We start from the raw sequence: 13,639 nt of genomic DNA, 5'->3' as shown, positions 1-13,639 counted from the left end.
CGGAGGTCGAGCGGTTCGTCGGCCACGACGACGACCTGCTCGCCCAGTTCCTCGACGGTCGCGAGTTCGGCGGTCCCGTCGATGGGGTCGCCGTCGCTGGCGAGGACGCGGTCGCCCTCTCGAATCTTCGAGACCTCGTCGGAGGTCCGTTCCGCGCGGAGACGCCAGCGGCCGCCGGAGACTGCCCGCCTATCGAGTGGTTCGAGGTCGATGAGCGCACGGTCGTCGTCGGCCCGCTCTTCGGCGGTCTGCTCCCAGAGCTTGCGGTACTCGTTGTGGACCTCCCGGCGCTCCTCCTCGATGGCGCGATAGAAGCGGTCGAAGTAGTCGCGTTCCTCCTCGGGCAGGGGTTCGCCGATCTGGCCGGCCTTCGACTCCTGATCGAGACGGCCCGAAACGACCATACAGGTGTCCTGCTCGAAGCAGTACTCGCATTTGGCGTTGGCCTCGTAGCCCGTCGGCACCGACATGTCGTGTTCAGCAGCCGCGATCTCGTTGCGCGTCCGGAGGACGAACTGGAGGAAGCCGGAGCCGATTGAGAACTCCTTGGCCGGCGAGAGGTCTCCGGATTCCTCGCTCCGTTCCAGCGCGGTGTTCTTGGTGTACAGCAGCGTTCCGGTATCCGGCGCGTCTTCGACGCCGTCGGCCAGAAGAAGGGCGTAGCAGGCCGCCTGCACCTTGTCCTGGAATCGCGGTTCCTTGGTCAGGTTCTTGCCCGTCTTCAGTTCGACGGGCATTCCCCGGCGGACGGCGTCGGCCCGGCCCTTGATGCCGAATCGCTTGGAGATGAGCGTCTGCTCGGAGCGCCACGTGTCGGCGTCGTCGCCGAGCCGTCCCTGCTGGAGCCACCCCTGAATCGCGGCGGCGTTCTGCCGGACGTCGTCGGCGACCGAGTCGGCGGTCTCGCCGAGCAGCCCCACGTCGAGGGCCGCCTCCGCGACGCGTTCCTCGATGCTGTCATCGAGGTCCCGGCCCCGGAGCAGGTCGCCGAACACCTCGTGGACGACGGTCCCCTTGATAACGGGGTATTTCAGCGGGATGCCGGTGAGTTTGTTGAGGTAGTACATCCGCGGGCACTGGACCCACGAACGGATGTCGGTCACGTCGACGAGGAAATCGGGGTCGACTACGACCAGCGAGTCGCCGGTCGTCGAGTACTGAATTTCGCCCTTGAACTCGTCTTCCTCGACGTTCGTGACGAGCAACTCCATCCCTTCGGTCAGGAGTTCGGCCGTCTCGGTCCAGTCGCCCCACAGCGTCACCGACACGGGGTCGCGGGCGCCCCGGTCGGGACGGATCGTCACCTCGGCGAGTTCCGAGGTGCCGTAACTCGTCTCGACGGTGCGGGGGTCGCTCGCCTCGACGATTGGGCCGCGAACGTTCACATACCCACCAACGCGCTCGGCGGAAAAACGCTATCGGTCGCCGGAGCCGACAGCTTCATTCTCGTTGCCACGCGAACGTCGTATATGCGCGTCCGTGACTGGGAGGATATCCTCGAAGACGTGGTCGAGTCGAACGCCGAGCCCAGCGGCTGGCGTGCCGTCGCCGGTGACCGCCGTGGCGGCGTCGGCGAGGACCTCTTCGTCGGCCATCCATCTGTCGGCGTCTACCAGCTGAAGACCTACGCCAAGAACCCCTTCGAGGTACAGGGCGTCGGCGCACAGGTCGCCCGAAAGGTCGACGACGAACTCGACCCGCTGTTTCCGGGCAAGGACAGCGGCGGCCGCTTCGGCGTCAATCAGGGTATCGAGGACGAAAGCGAGGCCGAAGCACGCGCGAAGGAACTCGAAACAGTCCTCGAAACCCATGCCGACGCGCCGACGACGGGCGATGCGCTCTTCGAGGACGTGATGGATGCCCTCGATAGCCCCGCCTTCGGGCCGATGGAGTACGACATGTACGACCGGCCCGACGAACTCGACGACCTCTCGGAGACCTTCGAGGAGGCCGAGGACCTGCTCTCGAAGGAACTCGACGACCTCATCGAGGAATCGGACGTGGGCCGCGGGTTCCAGTAGCCTGCATCATCCGAGGTTTTTGCGACGTTTCGAGCGCTCTTAGCGCGGCGAGTCGGTGCCCCACTTGTCGAGTGCCGTCTTCAGTTCGGGGACGGATTCGGCGCGCGTTTCGAGGGACTCGCCGTCGCCGTGGGCTTCGACGGCCGCACGGAGCGCGCGGGCACCGGCCTCGGTGCCGTCGGGATGGCCATGGATACCGCCGCCGGCCTGGACCATGATATTCGTTCCGAGCGCGTCGAGCAGTTGGTCGACGATGCCGGGATGCAGGCCGCCGGAGGCGACCGGCAGGACGTCCTTGTGGCCGTAGAGGTCCGAACGGAGCCACTCGTTGATTCCGGGGGTGTCCTCGTTTTCGAGTTTGCCGAGGCCCGCTGTACCGGTGTGGATGTGGTCGACGCCGGCGAGGCGGGCGAACTGCGCGAGACAGCGCATCGAGACGCCGTGCTGTGGCAGGCGGTCGAAGGCGGCGTGCATCGCCCGGTGGGCGTGGATGGCGAGATCGAGGTCCTCGGTCCGTCGGCGGACGGTCTGGAGACCGCTCCAGCCACAGGTGATGATGTCGACCATGACGAAGGAGCCGCCCTGGTCGGCGACGTACTCGGCGCGGCGAAGCATCTCGTCGGTCTCGGCGGTGATGTTGACGAGGTAGTCCTTGCGCTCGCCGGTTTCGTCTTCGATGCGGTCGCGGGCTTCGAGGGCGTCTGCCACCCGGCGCTCGAAGGGGTTGAAATCCTGGTCGGTGAGGTTCTCGTCGTCCTTCAGGAGGTCGACGCCGCCGCGCCACGCCGCCTCGGCGATGTCGACGTGTTCCTCGGTCGAGAGGCCGACCTTCGGCTTGGGGACGGTCGCCAGCGGCGGGCGGTCGCCGGCATCGAGAATCTCGGTTCGGACGTCCGAACCGTACTGCGGGCCCGGGAAGGAATCGGCGAGGCCCTCGGGCCAGTCACAGTCCAGCAGGCGGATGGTATCGACGGCTTTCATGCCCATGATGTTGCCGGCGATACAGGACAGCACCTGCGGGAGGCTGCCGTACTCGAAGAGGGCTTCGGGATAGGCGACCGTTATATCGGTGCCGTGAGGACCCTCTCCGCCGATACCGCAGGCCAGCGCCGAGTACTGTCGGACGTCCGACTCCGGCGAGAGGGCGGCCCAGGTGCCGTTGGATGATTCGGAGGCGACGCGGGCCGCGGCCTCGCCGACCGACAGCCCCTCGCCGGGTGCGATTCTGAACGTGCAGACGAGGTCCTCGGCTCCGGGTTCGTACGACTCGTCGAGGAAGTCGGCGTACTCCATAGCCTACCCTTGGTCGTGGGGCGTCTTATAAGATGGCGCGAGAAGTGGGGTGGGAAGCGAGCGATACTCCTGCTGTGGAATCGGAGCGGCCGTTGGCAGCGACCGATCCGGGGGCCGACGATAGGTCGGCCCGCCGGATCAGTCCTCCTCGACCTTGGTGTAGCTTCTGTAGCTCATCACCGAGCCGTCGACGATGACCGTGTCGGCGCCGTGCTGCTGTTCGTGCGGCGGGTCCTCGCCGAGGGCTTCGGTTTCCGCTCCGCCGTAATCGTATGGTGTATGGTCTGTGTCAACCATACTCGTGGGTGGGCACTCCTCGTATATAAAACCTCGTCAGACAACGGGTCGGAAACCGCATAAATCGTGGCTCACAGCGTCGAGAAATAGAATATAGGAGGACTAGGGAATGTGGAATTGAAGATAAATAAATCCTTTTGCCGTCCCCCCGGCCGCGAGGGGCCGTCCATGAGACGGTTCGATGCGGCCTCACAGTGACCGGCCGCGTGTAGTCCGTATCAACTATTCTCGGGCCCGCTCGTTTCCGAAGTCGTCAGCTATCGTCACTCGATAGCTCCCCCGATAGCGTCGAGAACGACGTCGGTCGCGGCCTCTCGGTCGGCCGCCGCGAACGGCTCGTGGCCTCCGTCGTAGAGGTGGACCCGCTCGGAGGGCACTCGTTCGCCGATGCCCTGCAGTCCCACGACGGTATCCCGGAGCGAACAGCAGACCCGCGCACGGTCGGATATCTCGGGAAGCGACGCCTGTGCGTCCCCGTATCTCTCGTATAAATACGGGAGAGACGTAATCCGGAATCCGGCTCCACCCGCGGTCGGTCACCCGCGGGCCGATCTCCTCGCGGTCGAAGTCGATCGGGACGAAGGGCCGCGAAAGCGGGAGTTTCGAGCCCCACCGCAGGATACGCTCGCGATGCTTCTCCCCGTGGAACGCCCACCACGGACTGACGTAGACCGCCCGCTCGGGTCGGAGATGCGCCGCGACCAGCCCGCCCGTGCTGTGGCCGACGACGAGTGGCTCGCCGAGTTCGCGCCACAGATCTGCAACCGGGTCGAGATATTCGGCCTCGAAATCCCGCGGGTTGGTCGGCAGTTCGACGAGCGTCACCCGATAGCCTTCGTTGGCCAACTGCGTCGCGAACCACCGCTCGTTGGTCCCGTCGACGCGGTTGCCCCAACCCATCACGAACAGCAATTCCTCGCCGTCGCTCTGGTGGCTGGTTCTCATGCCCCGCTTCGAACACTGTCCTTATAAACGACGGACACGCCCGCGTCGGGTCGCGCTTACGAGAGGGTGGTTTCGAGATCTGCGAGCGAATCGATGACGTAGTCCGGCTGGATCTCACTGTCGGCTACGTCGGCGTCGGTCGCCACGCCGGTTCGGACCAGCACCGTCGTCATGCCGGCGCGCTCGCCGAGTGCGATATCCGTGTTGAGGCGGTCGCCGACGACCAGACATCGCTCGGGAGCGACGCCGAGATTGTCGAGGACGGCCAGCTGGGCTTCCGCCGACGGCTTGCCGAGTATCTTCGCCGGGTTGCGGTCGACGATACCGCCGACGGCGTTGATGATGGCCCCGGAGCCCGGAACCATTCCTTCCTCGGCCGGCACCAGCAGGTCCGGGTCGGTGCCGTAGAAGGCCGCGCCGGCTTCCAGCGCGCGATATCCGGCCAGCATGTCGCCGTAGCTGAAATCGATGTCGTAGGAGGCGACCAACACGTCGGCCTCCGTCGCGTCCGCGACCGTCGAGAGGCCGGCCGCCTCGAACTGTTCGATCAGTCCGTCGGAGCCGACGACGAACACCGCATCGTCGCCGTGTTCGTCCGCGAGGAACCGCGTCGTGACGGTTCCTGCCGACAGCACCGCCGATTCGTCGACGTCGATACCGAGGTCTCGGAGCCGTTCGGCGTAGTCTACCCGCGATTTCGTCGGGTTGTTCGAGAAAAAACACAGGTCGACCCCGGCCGCCCGGAGCCGTTCGACGGCCGCCGCGGCGCCGGGCAGCAACGTATCGCCGCGGTAGACCGTTCCGTCGAGGTCGAGCACTGCGGCCTCGTAGTCCATACGTCGGCTACGACGGCGACCGATAAGTGGCTATTCGTCGGCGAAGACGAGTTCGTCGATGACGTGCCGATCGTTCTCGTCGTCGTCGTTCTCGTACTTGTAGACGACGCCGTCCTCCTCGTCGTGGGTCCCGTTGTGCGAGCCGTCACAGAAGGGTTTGTTCGCCGAGAGGCCACAGCGGCAGACGAATAGCTTCCCGTCGTCGCCGAGGTCATCTTCGTCCAGAACGTCCGGGCCGTTCGCGTCGTGGCGGACTTCGCGTGCCATACCGTGACAACGGACAGCGGACGGAAAAATCGTACGACGGTTACGAGTCGTCGGCCTCGTCGAACCACTCGGGCCGCTCGACGTTCGTCGAGTCAACTTCCCCGACCGACATTCTAGCGGTCACGTCGTTGTCGGCTTCGACGACGAACATCGCCTCGCGGATTGCCCCCTCGCTGTCGACGACGATGCTCACGTCGAAGCGCTCGATGCGGTCCCCATCGACCTCGGTACCGAGGGTCTCCTCGGGGTTCGTGACCTCGGCGCTCGTATACCGGAAGAAGGTGCCGCTCTCGGTCTCGATGACCTCGGCGTCGTTGTACTCGGCGCTCCCCAGAAGCGGGCCGACGAACTGGACGCCGGAGAACTCCACCATGTCGTACTCGCGGTCGGTGGAGTTGTACCGGGTTTCGTCGCCCGTCTCGTCGCGGACGTACACGCGGTCGTCCTCGTAGTAGGCCGCCTGTGGTCCCTGCGACGTGTCCCGGACGATGTAGGCGACCCCTGCCTCGTTGTCCGCGGCGGTCGTATACGCGAAGGAACTGTTGCCCTCGGCGGTTTCCAGCCGGCTCTGGTACGTGAAGAGGTAGCTGAAATAGTTGACGAGCGCGTCGACGTGGGCGGCGGTGGCAGTGCCGGGGTCGTTCACCCCGCTGGCGTCCTAGCCCTGCGGATAGGTGGCGTCTGTCGGCCCGCAACCGCCGTCGCCACCGGAGTCAGCGTCGGGAATCGATTCGGTCGGCGTGGGCGTCACGGTCGGCGTTTCGGTTCCGGAACCAGGATTGGGATTTGCGCCCCGTTTTCACCCCAGATGGGAAGGGTTGAACAACCGGCCAGCGCGAGAAAGAGGGCGACTGCGACGGTCAGGGCGACTCGACGGTCCATGGGAGGTGCTTCTGTGGAGACCTCAAAAGCGCTGTGTCCGTCTATACCGGGCTATTATCGGGCGGTTCCGTTCGACGGTATCAGGATCCGTCAGCTTTCGTCGGCCCAGTCCGGGCGTTCGACGCTCGTCTCGCCGACATCGGTGAGTTCGAACTCCATCGTGGTCGACCGCTCGTTGCCGTCGACGACGAAATCGAGTTGCAGGCTCGCGCTGTGGATCAGCCCCTCGGAGTCGACGACGAACGTCGCCTCGAAGTTCGAGACGCTGTCGGGGTTCTCGACGCCGAGGACGCCCGCGGCGTTGTCGATGTCGGTCGTCTCGTAGACGACGACCTGCTCACCGTCTTGCCGCTCGACGGTCGCGTCGTACTCCGAGGCGTTCAAAAGCAGCGGTTCGATGGCCTCCGAGGCCGTCAACTGCTCGGGCGGGAACGACTCGTTTTCGACACCCACGTCGCCCTGGTCGCCCTCGTACTCGGCGCGAGTGTAGCGCGTGTCGGCCTCGTAGTACGTCTCGACGGTAGCGTTGACGTCGGGTGACTCGATGACAGCTTGCTGGTTGGCCGTCTCGGCCTCGAAGTCGACGCGGTATTCGACGTCGACGTCGGTTTCGCCGTCGTTGGTATTGACGACGTAGCCGTACTCGCCTGTGTAGTTGCCCTGTGCCTGCACCGCGTCGTTGTAGGTTTCGAGCGCGGTCTCCCCGTCAGTCACGCCGTCGGCACCGAAGCCGGCAGCGTAGTCGAACTCCTCGGGGTCGTCGGGGAGTTCTTCGGTCGGGGTTCCGTTTCCGCCGCTGTCGCCGACGAGGCCCGAACAGCCCGATAGCAGAACGAAGACGGCCAACAAGAGGGTTACTGTCACTCGTGATACCATACGATTCCGGTGTGTCGAGGGGTGCTTAAGCGTGGTGGCCCGCCCTCGCCCGGAATCAGTCGTCCGACGCTGTTTCCGGCGATTCGGCGGTGATCGACGTCAACCGCTCGCGGCGGCGTTCCTCGCGACGACGAGCGAGCGACGCCTGCAAGCGGTCCGCGACGGTTTCGCGCAATGCACGGGCCGTTTCGGCGTCGATATCGAGCGCTCGCGGTTGACCGCTCGTCAGCCCACTGGTCCCGGCCGTATCCACAACGAGCGTCGCCAGTCGACGACGCCGCTGGAAGATCGACTGGGAGTCGACGACGGTCTGGACGCGGTAGTAGGGCACGACCGTTATCGTCCGGGTCCAGAACCCCTCCTGAAGGACGACGTACTCGTCTTGAACGTCGTAGCCGAGATTCCGCCACTTGAGGTGTGCGGCGACCGGGACGACCGCCAGCAGACTCGCGATCGCGTACCACGCGAACGTCAGTCCGGTCCAGCGGTCGACGGCGTACGCGATACCGACGAACAGGGCCACGACGATGGCGTATCGGACGATGTATCGTTCGCGGGCGCGCTTGGGCGGGCGTTCGAACTCCAGGTCGTCGAAGGCCTCGACCGACTGGCCGAGCGACAGGACCCGTGCCCGGTCCGCGAGCGGTATCGCCGATTGCGAGCCGGCGTCACCCGGCGCGTAGCCCGCCGTCTCGACGGCCAGGGAGGCGTATCCGAGCCGGCGCGCGATGACGTTCTCCGAGATCGCGAGCGTCTGTATCTTCTCGAGGGGGATGCTCCCGCTGAACCGCTGGAGGAGGCCCCGCTCGTAGAGGAGTTCGTCCCCGCGGCGTGACAGATGGAAGTCGTAGTAGTTCGTCACGGCGATGACGCCGCTTATCGCGGCGGTGACGGCGACGATGGCGAGGGCCACGAGCGGCGCCGTCGTCGCCAGCGCCAGCAGCGGGTCCTGGAACGGGTCACCGAATCGACGCTGGACCGAGGGAAAGACCACCGGCAGGATCACCGTCACGAAGCCGAGCAATCGGAGGTCGATACCGATGACGCCGAGCAAGCCGAGTTCCTTCGGTGTGATAGCGAACAGCTCTCTTTCGGCCGCCGACTCGGGAGTCTCCTCACCCTCCGTCTCGCCGCGTTTCAGGCGTGCGATCTCGGATTGCAACCGCTGGGCTTCCTCCGTACTGACGTATCGGAGTGAGCCCTCCGTCGAGGAACCCCCGGCCGTTTCGAGGTCGATACGGGAGAGCCCGAGAACTCGCTGCACGACGTTCCGGCTGATGTCGACGTTCTGGACCCGGCGAATCGGGATCTCTCGCTGCCGCCGGGAGACGACGCCGGAGGCGATATCCAGCGTGTCTTCGGTGAGTTCGTAGTCGAACCGCTGGTAGTAGATCAGTTGGTAGCCGATGGCGATGACGAACCAGCCGACGACCAGCAGACCGATACCGCCCGGACCCTCGAGTCCCGACGTTCCGATGAAGGCGATGACGAGCACCCACGCTAGGCGGACGACGGATTCGCCTGCCCGGTACGGAATCGAAAGGGGGTCGAGCTTCATTAGACTGCGTCTTCGCCCTCCGCGGCGATGGCGAGGCTTTTCAGCCGTGTCTGCAGGTCGTTGGCCCGCTCCGGCGTCAGGCCGGGAATCGAGACGTCAGCCCCGCGGGAACCGGCGGTATAGACGACCGTCGTCGCCAACCCGAAGGCCCGCTCGGTCGGCCCGCGGCGCACGTCGACGTGCTGGATGCGGACGTAGGGCGCGACCGTCGAGACCCGAGTGAGGACGCCGCGCTGGAGTAACAGCGAATCCGTCCGCAACTGATAGGACCAGACCCGGTATCGGAGTATCGCGAAGACCGAACTCAGAAGGAAAACGGCCACGGAGACGACGGCCCCCATCCACGGGGCACCGACCGGCGCGAAGACCAGGGCAACGGCGATGATGAAACCGAGGACGGTCGCGGAGACGGCTCCTTGCAGTATCCAGACGACCTGAATCGACGGTTCGAGCGTCCGTTCCGGCCCGATGAGTTCGTCGATATCCGGCACCTCGTCTTCGTCCGTCGAAACACTCTCGTCGGCCGAACCGTCCTCGCCGTCGACGGGGGTAACGGCGGCTCGCAACCCCTCGTCGAACGGCCCATCGTTCGGGCCGCCGTCGTCACGTTCGTCCATTACCGCCGATTATGGCCCGGCCGTATTTAGTAGGTCATGTCCGAGGTGGCGGATGGCCGGCGGCTACCGACGCCTGATTCGGTCGGCCGTCACGTCGATGGGCGCCGCGAAGTGCAGTATCGGCTCACCCTCCGGACGGTCGAAGCCGTTCGCCTCGAAGAGGGTGTTCTCCTCGATGTCCGCCGTGGCGTCGGCCAGCGACCACGGTTCGTGGTCGATGTCGCCGTAGTAGATCCGCCCGCCGTCGTCGGTCGTATAAAAGCGGTAGCGCTCGGTGAGGAACTCGGCGCGGGAGCCCGCCTCGGGCGTGGTGAACGCCGCATCGGGTCCGTATCGGCCGTCGAACCGGGCGGGTGAGACGCCCGTCGTGCGGCGTCGACTTCGGAACGACACCTCGCGGTCCGTGTCCCTCCCCGTGGTTTCGATGTCCATCTCGGCGCGGTAATACGGCAGGCGGAACAGTTTCCGGGCGAGCGTGACGCCAATGCGGTCGTCCGCATCGAGGTTGAAGAAATAGACGCCGGGCGTCCCATCGACCGTGACGTACGTCCGGAGGTTGAGTTCGCCGAACTGCAACCCCAGGGGTGCGCCGCGCACCCGGATATCGCCCATGACGAAGGGGACGACGCCGAGGTAGGCCTCGCCCTCGTAGGTATCGACCGATACCCCCTCGGGGAGTTCCGCCGCGACGGTCGCGGGGTCGACCGGCCAGTGGGCGAACAGCAGATCGCGCCACCGCATCGAGAGCAACGGACGCATACCAGAACGTAGGGACCGAAGCGGTTTCGGCCTACCGCTTCCGGTGGTCTACGAACCGCGTCGACGGTCTCACAGGGGCGCCCAGAATTTTTGCTGTCGGCCGACGAACGATGACACATGGAGTTCCGGGTGGTACAGGGAGACATCGCGGCACAGTCGGCGGACGCCCTCGTCAACGCCGCCGGGACCAGCCTGCGGATGGGCTCCGGAGTGGCCGGCGCCCTCAGACGCGCCGCCGGCCGGGGCATCAACGAGGAGGCGATGTCGAAGGGGCCGGTCGACCTCGGCGCGGTCGCGGTCACCGACGCCTACGACCTCGACGCCGACTACGTGATTCACGCGGCGGCGATGCCCCACTACGGCGACGGGAAGGCGACCGCCGAGAGCATCCGCGAGGCGACGCGGAACACGCTGGAGACGGCCGACGAACTGGGCTGTGAGTCGCTGGTGATACCGGCTCTCGGCTGTGGCGTCGCAGGCTTCGACATCGAAGACGGCGCCCGCATCATCGCCGAGACCATCGCCGAGTACGACCCCGAAACCCTCTCGGACGTCCGGTTCATCGCCTACAGCGACGACGAGTACGAAACCGTCGAGCGCGTCGCCAGCGCGGTTTCGGGCGAGTAGAGCCTCCGACCCCACGCCCCGTCGTATTTAATCACCCGTCGTATCGCGGCACCACCGACAGGTGGGTCCGGCGACAAGCCCGAATCATGCGAAAGAGCCTCTCGTATCTGCTGGCCGTCATCGGCCTCTTCGCTCTCCTCGGGGCCGGCGTGGGGCTGGCGTCGAACTTCACGATCAGTTTCTTCATCGAACAGTTCGTCGAACCGGGGACCGACCCGCTCGACAACACGCAGGTCGGCATCATGTTCCTCGTCGCCATCTTCTTCTCGTATGCGGTCGGCCCCCTCGCTCCCGGCGTCACGGGCGTCGTGGTCGGACGCGGCCTCTCCGGTCGGGAAGCTATCGCCGGCGTCGTCGCTGGGACGGGTGGGTTCCTCGGGTTCTATCTGTTCGTCGGTCTCGCGCTCTTTTCGCTGCTGGCGGTTCTCTCGGAGTTCGGCCCGCCGGGCGGCGGTGGTGGCGGTGGCGCCGACGGTCCTCTGAACCCCTCGGCACTGCTGACGCTGATGGTGCAGGTGAGCCTCCTGACCGGACTCGTCGGGTTCGGGACGGCCTATCTGACCAGCCGCATCGATTAGTGGGCGATCTCGGAGAGCATCCGCGCCTCGATCTTGCGGAGGTGCTCCCCGACAGTCGTCGTCGAGAGGTCGAGTTCGTCGGCGATGTCCTGATGGGTCGCCCGGCGCGGCACCTCGTAATAGCCGAGGTCGGCGGCCGTGTTGAGGATCTCCCGCTGGCGGTCGGTCAGAAGCGAGGAGAGTTCGCGGAGTTCGGGATCGTAATCCGAGAGCTGTTCGAGTTCGACGCGGATGCCCTCGGGGACGTCCTCGATGGCGCGTCGGACGGTCTCTTCCTGTCCGATGAGTGCGACCCGGAACCCGCCTTCGGGGCCGTATTCGATGGGCGTATCGAGGACGAACTCGTGTTCCTGGGTGAGGCCGAGCAGACCAGCGGCCATGTGGGTCGGTTCGGCGTGGATGTACGCCTGCAGGCCGTCCCGAAGCGAGGAGACGTTATACGAGATGACGGCGCGGTGGTTCTCCAGGATATCGTGGATGGCGTCCCTGTTGCCTCGAAGTTGTGTCAGAAGGACGACGGTCCCGTCGTTCAGGCGGTTGATGTGGAGGATCGCTTCCCGTGTCAGCGACGGCTCCTGCTGTATCTCCTCGCCGACGGGGTCGATGTCACCCTCCGTGGGGATGAGGGAGACTTTGACGTACCGCATCGTTGCCGACGGTTGACACCCCCGATATATATGTCCCCTGCTCGCGCCGTCAAGAAGGGGCCGTAGATAGACGGCAATAGGCGTAATCGAGGCAGTGCTGTATGCGACTGTGAACCGATGGCTCCGTCCCGGACTGCTGGCTTCGTGCTTACGGCCCTGCTGGTGGCCTCGGTCGCCGTCGGGACCGTGGCCCTTTTCGGCGGGACTGCGACAGCGAGCCACGGGCCCGATGCGGCCAACTTCACCGTCGAGCCGATGGACTGGTCTCCCGGCGCGACGGACGTGAAATACGGACAGATCGTCGTCGCGGAGGGGGGGACCGACCTCGAGAAGACGACCGCGGTATACGAGGCCGGAAGTTGGGCGAACTGCGGGTCCGACGACGGCGAGATCCTCGGCATCGACCGGGGCAATACACACGAGGGCTACGAGACCGACGAGAGCCTCAAGAACAACGTCAAGCGGTTCTCGGCGGGCGAGGACGTCTTCGAACTGGAGTTCAACGGTGAGGACGATTTCGGTGCCTCGACGGGGTCCGACGATGGCGACGCGTTCGTCTCGGTCGCACAGTGCATCGACAACCCGGACGAACCGGGTTGGTATCAGATCACCGGCAGTACGACCGGCGTCACTCCCGACGGCGAGCGGATCACGTTCAGCAGCGACTCCCACTACTTCTGGATCGGCGATTTCGAGAACGAGGCGGAGGCGCGAGAGGAACTCGGTCCACCGCCCTCGGAACCACAGGAGACACCGACGCCGACGCCCGACTCTGGAGACGACGGCGAATCCGGTTCGGATTCGGACTCGCATTCAGAATCGGGTGCCGATTCCAACGACGGGAACGAGGACAGCGATGGGGAGGCGACGACGACACCGACCGCGACGGCCGCGGAGACGGCGACGCTGGCGATCGGTCCCGAAACGGAAACCGTGGAGCCGACGCCGACTCCGACGGCCGCCGATTGGGAGGGACAGGTCGTGCAGACGCCGACGCCCGGTGACGGCCCCGGGTTCGGCCCCCTCGTCGCGCTCCTCTCGATTCTGGCGGCCGCGCTCTTCGTCCGCCGTCGATAACAGGGCCGACGACTACTCGTGGCCCGAGACCGGGACAGGTTCGTAGGGCGCTTCGAGATACTCGATATCGCTGGCCGAGAGGCTGATCTCCAGCGCCTCGACGGCGTCTTCGAGGTGTTCGATCTTCGAGGCACCGATGATGGGGGCGTCGACCCAGTCCTTGTGGAGGGTCCACGAGAGCGCGATCTGGGCCATCGAGACGCCCTTGTCGGCGGCGAGTTGCTGGACACGCTCGTTGATCTCCTTGCCGCCGTTGTCGGCGTAGGGGTGTTCCTGCGCGTAGTCGTCGGTCTCGGCGCGCTTGGTGGACATGTACTCCTCGTGTGGGCGCGTGAGGTAGCCGCGGGCCATCGGGCTCC

General features: G+C 65.7%; 17 protein-coding genes. 4 read left to right on the top strand and 13 right to left on the bottom strand.

Annotation, left to right across the window (positions count from 1 at the left end; all coding sequences use genetic code 11):
- On the bottom strand, positions 1-1,385 hold a 1,385-nt coding region (locus tag V5A53_RS07865), incomplete at its 3' end, for a PD-(D/E)XK nuclease family protein (protein ID WP_332313043.1).
- An 84-nt stretch (positions 1,386-1,469) separates the two neighbouring features.
- Here V5A53_RS07865 and V5A53_RS07860 point away from each other — a divergent pair.
- Complete coding sequence (locus V5A53_RS07860) at positions 1,470-2,021, top strand: hypothetical protein (RefSeq protein WP_332313041.1); 552 nt, start codon at positions 1,470-1,472, stop codon at positions 2,019-2,021.
- Positions 2,022-2,060: 39 nt separating this feature from the next.
- Here V5A53_RS07860 and rbcL read toward each other — a convergent pair whose 3' ends face one another.
- The 10 genes from rbcL to V5A53_RS07810 form a co-directional block, all read right to left on the bottom strand.
- Complete coding sequence (rbcL, locus tag V5A53_RS07855) at positions 2,061-3,314, bottom strand: type III ribulose-bisphosphate carboxylase (RefSeq protein ID WP_332313040.1); 1,254 nt, start codon at positions 3,312-3,314, stop codon at positions 2,061-2,063.
- Positions 3,315-3,452: 138 nt separating this feature from the next.
- Positions 3,453-3,611, bottom strand: a complete 159-nt coding sequence (locus tag V5A53_RS07850; protein ID WP_332313039.1) for a hypothetical protein — start codon at positions 3,609-3,611, stop codon at positions 3,453-3,455.
- A 222-nt stretch (positions 3,612-3,833) separates the two neighbouring features.
- A complete protein-coding gene (locus V5A53_RS07845) occupies positions 3,834-4,556 on the bottom strand; it encodes an alpha/beta fold hydrolase (RefSeq protein WP_332313038.1) in 723 nt (240 codons plus the stop codon).
- Between the two features lie 56 nt (positions 4,557-4,612).
- A complete protein-coding gene (locus V5A53_RS07840; RefSeq protein WP_332313037.1) occupies positions 4,613-5,392 on the bottom strand; it encodes an HAD-IIA family hydrolase in 780 nt (259 codons plus the stop codon).
- A 30-nt stretch (positions 5,393-5,422) separates the two neighbouring features.
- Positions 5,423-5,659, bottom strand: a complete 237-nt coding sequence (locus tag V5A53_RS07835; RefSeq protein ID WP_332313036.1) for a CDGSH iron-sulfur domain-containing protein — start codon at positions 5,657-5,659, stop codon at positions 5,423-5,425.
- Between the two features lie 40 nt (positions 5,660-5,699).
- Entirely contained in the window at positions 5,700-6,305 is a 606-nt protein-coding gene (locus V5A53_RS07830) for a hypothetical protein (RefSeq protein ID WP_332313035.1), read from the bottom strand.
- Between the two features lie 326 nt (positions 6,306-6,631).
- On the bottom strand, positions 6,632-7,417 hold the full coding sequence (locus V5A53_RS07825) for a DUF7537 family lipoprotein (RefSeq protein WP_332313034.1): 786 nt from the start codon (positions 7,415-7,417) through the stop codon (positions 6,632-6,634).
- A 55-nt stretch (positions 7,418-7,472) separates the two neighbouring features.
- Positions 7,473-8,975 carry a PH domain-containing protein gene (locus tag V5A53_RS07820; protein ID WP_332313033.1) on the bottom strand — a complete coding sequence of 501 codons (1,503 nt, stop codon included), beginning with the start codon at positions 8,973-8,975 and terminating at the stop codon, positions 7,473-7,475.
- Positions 8,975-9,415: a PH domain-containing protein gene (locus V5A53_RS07815; protein ID WP_442928628.1), complete on the bottom strand. Its 441-nt coding sequence runs from the start codon at positions 9,413-9,415 to the stop codon at positions 8,975-8,977. The genes V5A53_RS07820 and V5A53_RS07815 overlap by 1 nt, the downstream gene beginning before the upstream one ends.
- A gap of 240 nt (positions 9,416-9,655) precedes the next feature.
- Positions 9,656-10,351: a YqjF family protein gene (locus V5A53_RS07810; RefSeq protein ID WP_332313031.1), complete on the bottom strand. Its 696-nt coding sequence runs from the start codon at positions 10,349-10,351 to the stop codon at positions 9,656-9,658.
- Positions 10,352-10,468: 117 nt separating this feature from the next.
- Here V5A53_RS07810 and V5A53_RS07805 point away from each other — a divergent pair, with 117 nt between their 5' ends.
- Positions 10,469-10,978, top strand: coding sequence for a macro domain-containing protein (locus tag V5A53_RS07805; RefSeq protein ID WP_332313030.1), 510 nt, complete (start codon positions 10,469-10,471; stop codon positions 10,976-10,978).
- 86 nt (positions 10,979-11,064) lie between these two features.
- Positions 11,065-11,556, top strand: coding sequence for a hypothetical protein (locus V5A53_RS07800; RefSeq protein ID WP_332313028.1), 492 nt, complete (start codon positions 11,065-11,067; stop codon positions 11,554-11,556).
- Here the strand turns inward: V5A53_RS07800 and V5A53_RS07795 are convergent.
- Positions 11,553-12,203 (bottom strand): helix-turn-helix domain-containing protein, encoded by a 651-nt coding sequence (locus V5A53_RS07795; RefSeq protein WP_332313027.1) that lies wholly within the window; start codon positions 12,201-12,203, stop codon positions 11,553-11,555. The two genes, V5A53_RS07800 and V5A53_RS07795, sit on opposite strands and share 4 nt — an antisense overlap.
- A 117-nt stretch (positions 12,204-12,320) precedes the next feature.
- On the opposite strand from V5A53_RS07795, the gene V5A53_RS07790 reads away from it, so the two are divergent.
- Complete coding sequence (locus tag V5A53_RS07790) at positions 12,321-13,280, top strand: PGF-CTERM sorting domain-containing protein (RefSeq protein ID WP_332313026.1); 960 nt, start codon at positions 12,321-12,323, stop codon at positions 13,278-13,280.
- A 12-nt stretch (positions 13,281-13,292) separates the two neighbouring features.
- On the opposite strand, the gene V5A53_RS07785 is transcribed toward V5A53_RS07790, so the two are convergent.
- Positions 13,293-13,639, bottom strand: a 347-nt coding sequence (locus V5A53_RS07785) for an aldo/keto reductase (RefSeq protein WP_332313025.1), incomplete at its 5' end; no start/stop codon positions are given.

The sequence above is a fragment of the Natronomonas sp. genome (genome assembly GCF_036625485.1).
Lineage (GTDB): Archaea > Halobacteriota > Halobacteria > Halobacteriales > Haloarculaceae > Natronomonas.
This window is presented reverse-complemented; position numbering and strand designations above follow the sequence as displayed.

Coding starts and splice junctions, on each gene's coding strand:
- rbcL (WP_332313040.1), bottom strand. CDS start 3,314: ATGGAGTACGCCGACTTCCTCGACGAGTCGTACGAACCCGGAGCCGAG.
- V5A53_RS07825 (WP_332313034.1), bottom strand. CDS start 7,417: ATGGTATCACGAGTGACAGTAACCCTCTTGTTGGCCGTCTTCGTTCTG.
- V5A53_RS07840 (WP_332313037.1), bottom strand. CDS start 5,392: ATGGACTACGAGGCCGCAGTGCTCGACCTCGACGGAACGGTCTACCGC.
- V5A53_RS07805 (WP_332313030.1), top strand. CDS start 10,469: ATGGAGTTCCGGGTGGTACAGGGAGACATCGCGGCACAGTCGGCGGAC.
- V5A53_RS07850 (WP_332313039.1), bottom strand. CDS start 3,611: ATGGTTGACACAGACCATACACCATACGATTACGGCGGAGCGGAAACC.
- V5A53_RS07810 (WP_332313031.1), bottom strand. CDS start 10,351: ATGCGTCCGTTGCTCTCGATGCGGTGGCGCGATCTGCTGTTCGCCCAC.
- V5A53_RS07845 (WP_332313038.1), bottom strand. CDS start 4,556: ATGAGAACCAGCCACCAGAGCGACGGCGAGGAATTGCTGTTCGTGATG.
- V5A53_RS07790 (WP_332313026.1), top strand. CDS start 12,321: ATGGCTCCGTCCCGGACTGCTGGCTTCGTGCTTACGGCCCTGCTGGTG.
- V5A53_RS07795 (WP_332313027.1), bottom strand. CDS start 12,203: ATGCGGTACGTCAAAGTCTCCCTCATCCCCACGGAGGGTGACATCGAC.
- V5A53_RS07835 (WP_332313036.1), bottom strand. CDS start 5,659: ATGGCACGCGAAGTCCGCCACGACGCGAACGGCCCGGACGTTCTGGAC.
- V5A53_RS07820 (WP_332313033.1), bottom strand. CDS start 8,975: ATGAAGCTCGACCCCCTTTCGATTCCGTACCGGGCAGGCGAATCCGTC.
- V5A53_RS07800 (WP_332313028.1), top strand. CDS start 11,065: ATGCGAAAGAGCCTCTCGTATCTGCTGGCCGTCATCGGCCTCTTCGCT.
- V5A53_RS07860 (WP_332313041.1), top strand. CDS start 1,470: ATGCGCGTCCGTGACTGGGAGGATATCCTCGAAGACGTGGTCGAGTCG.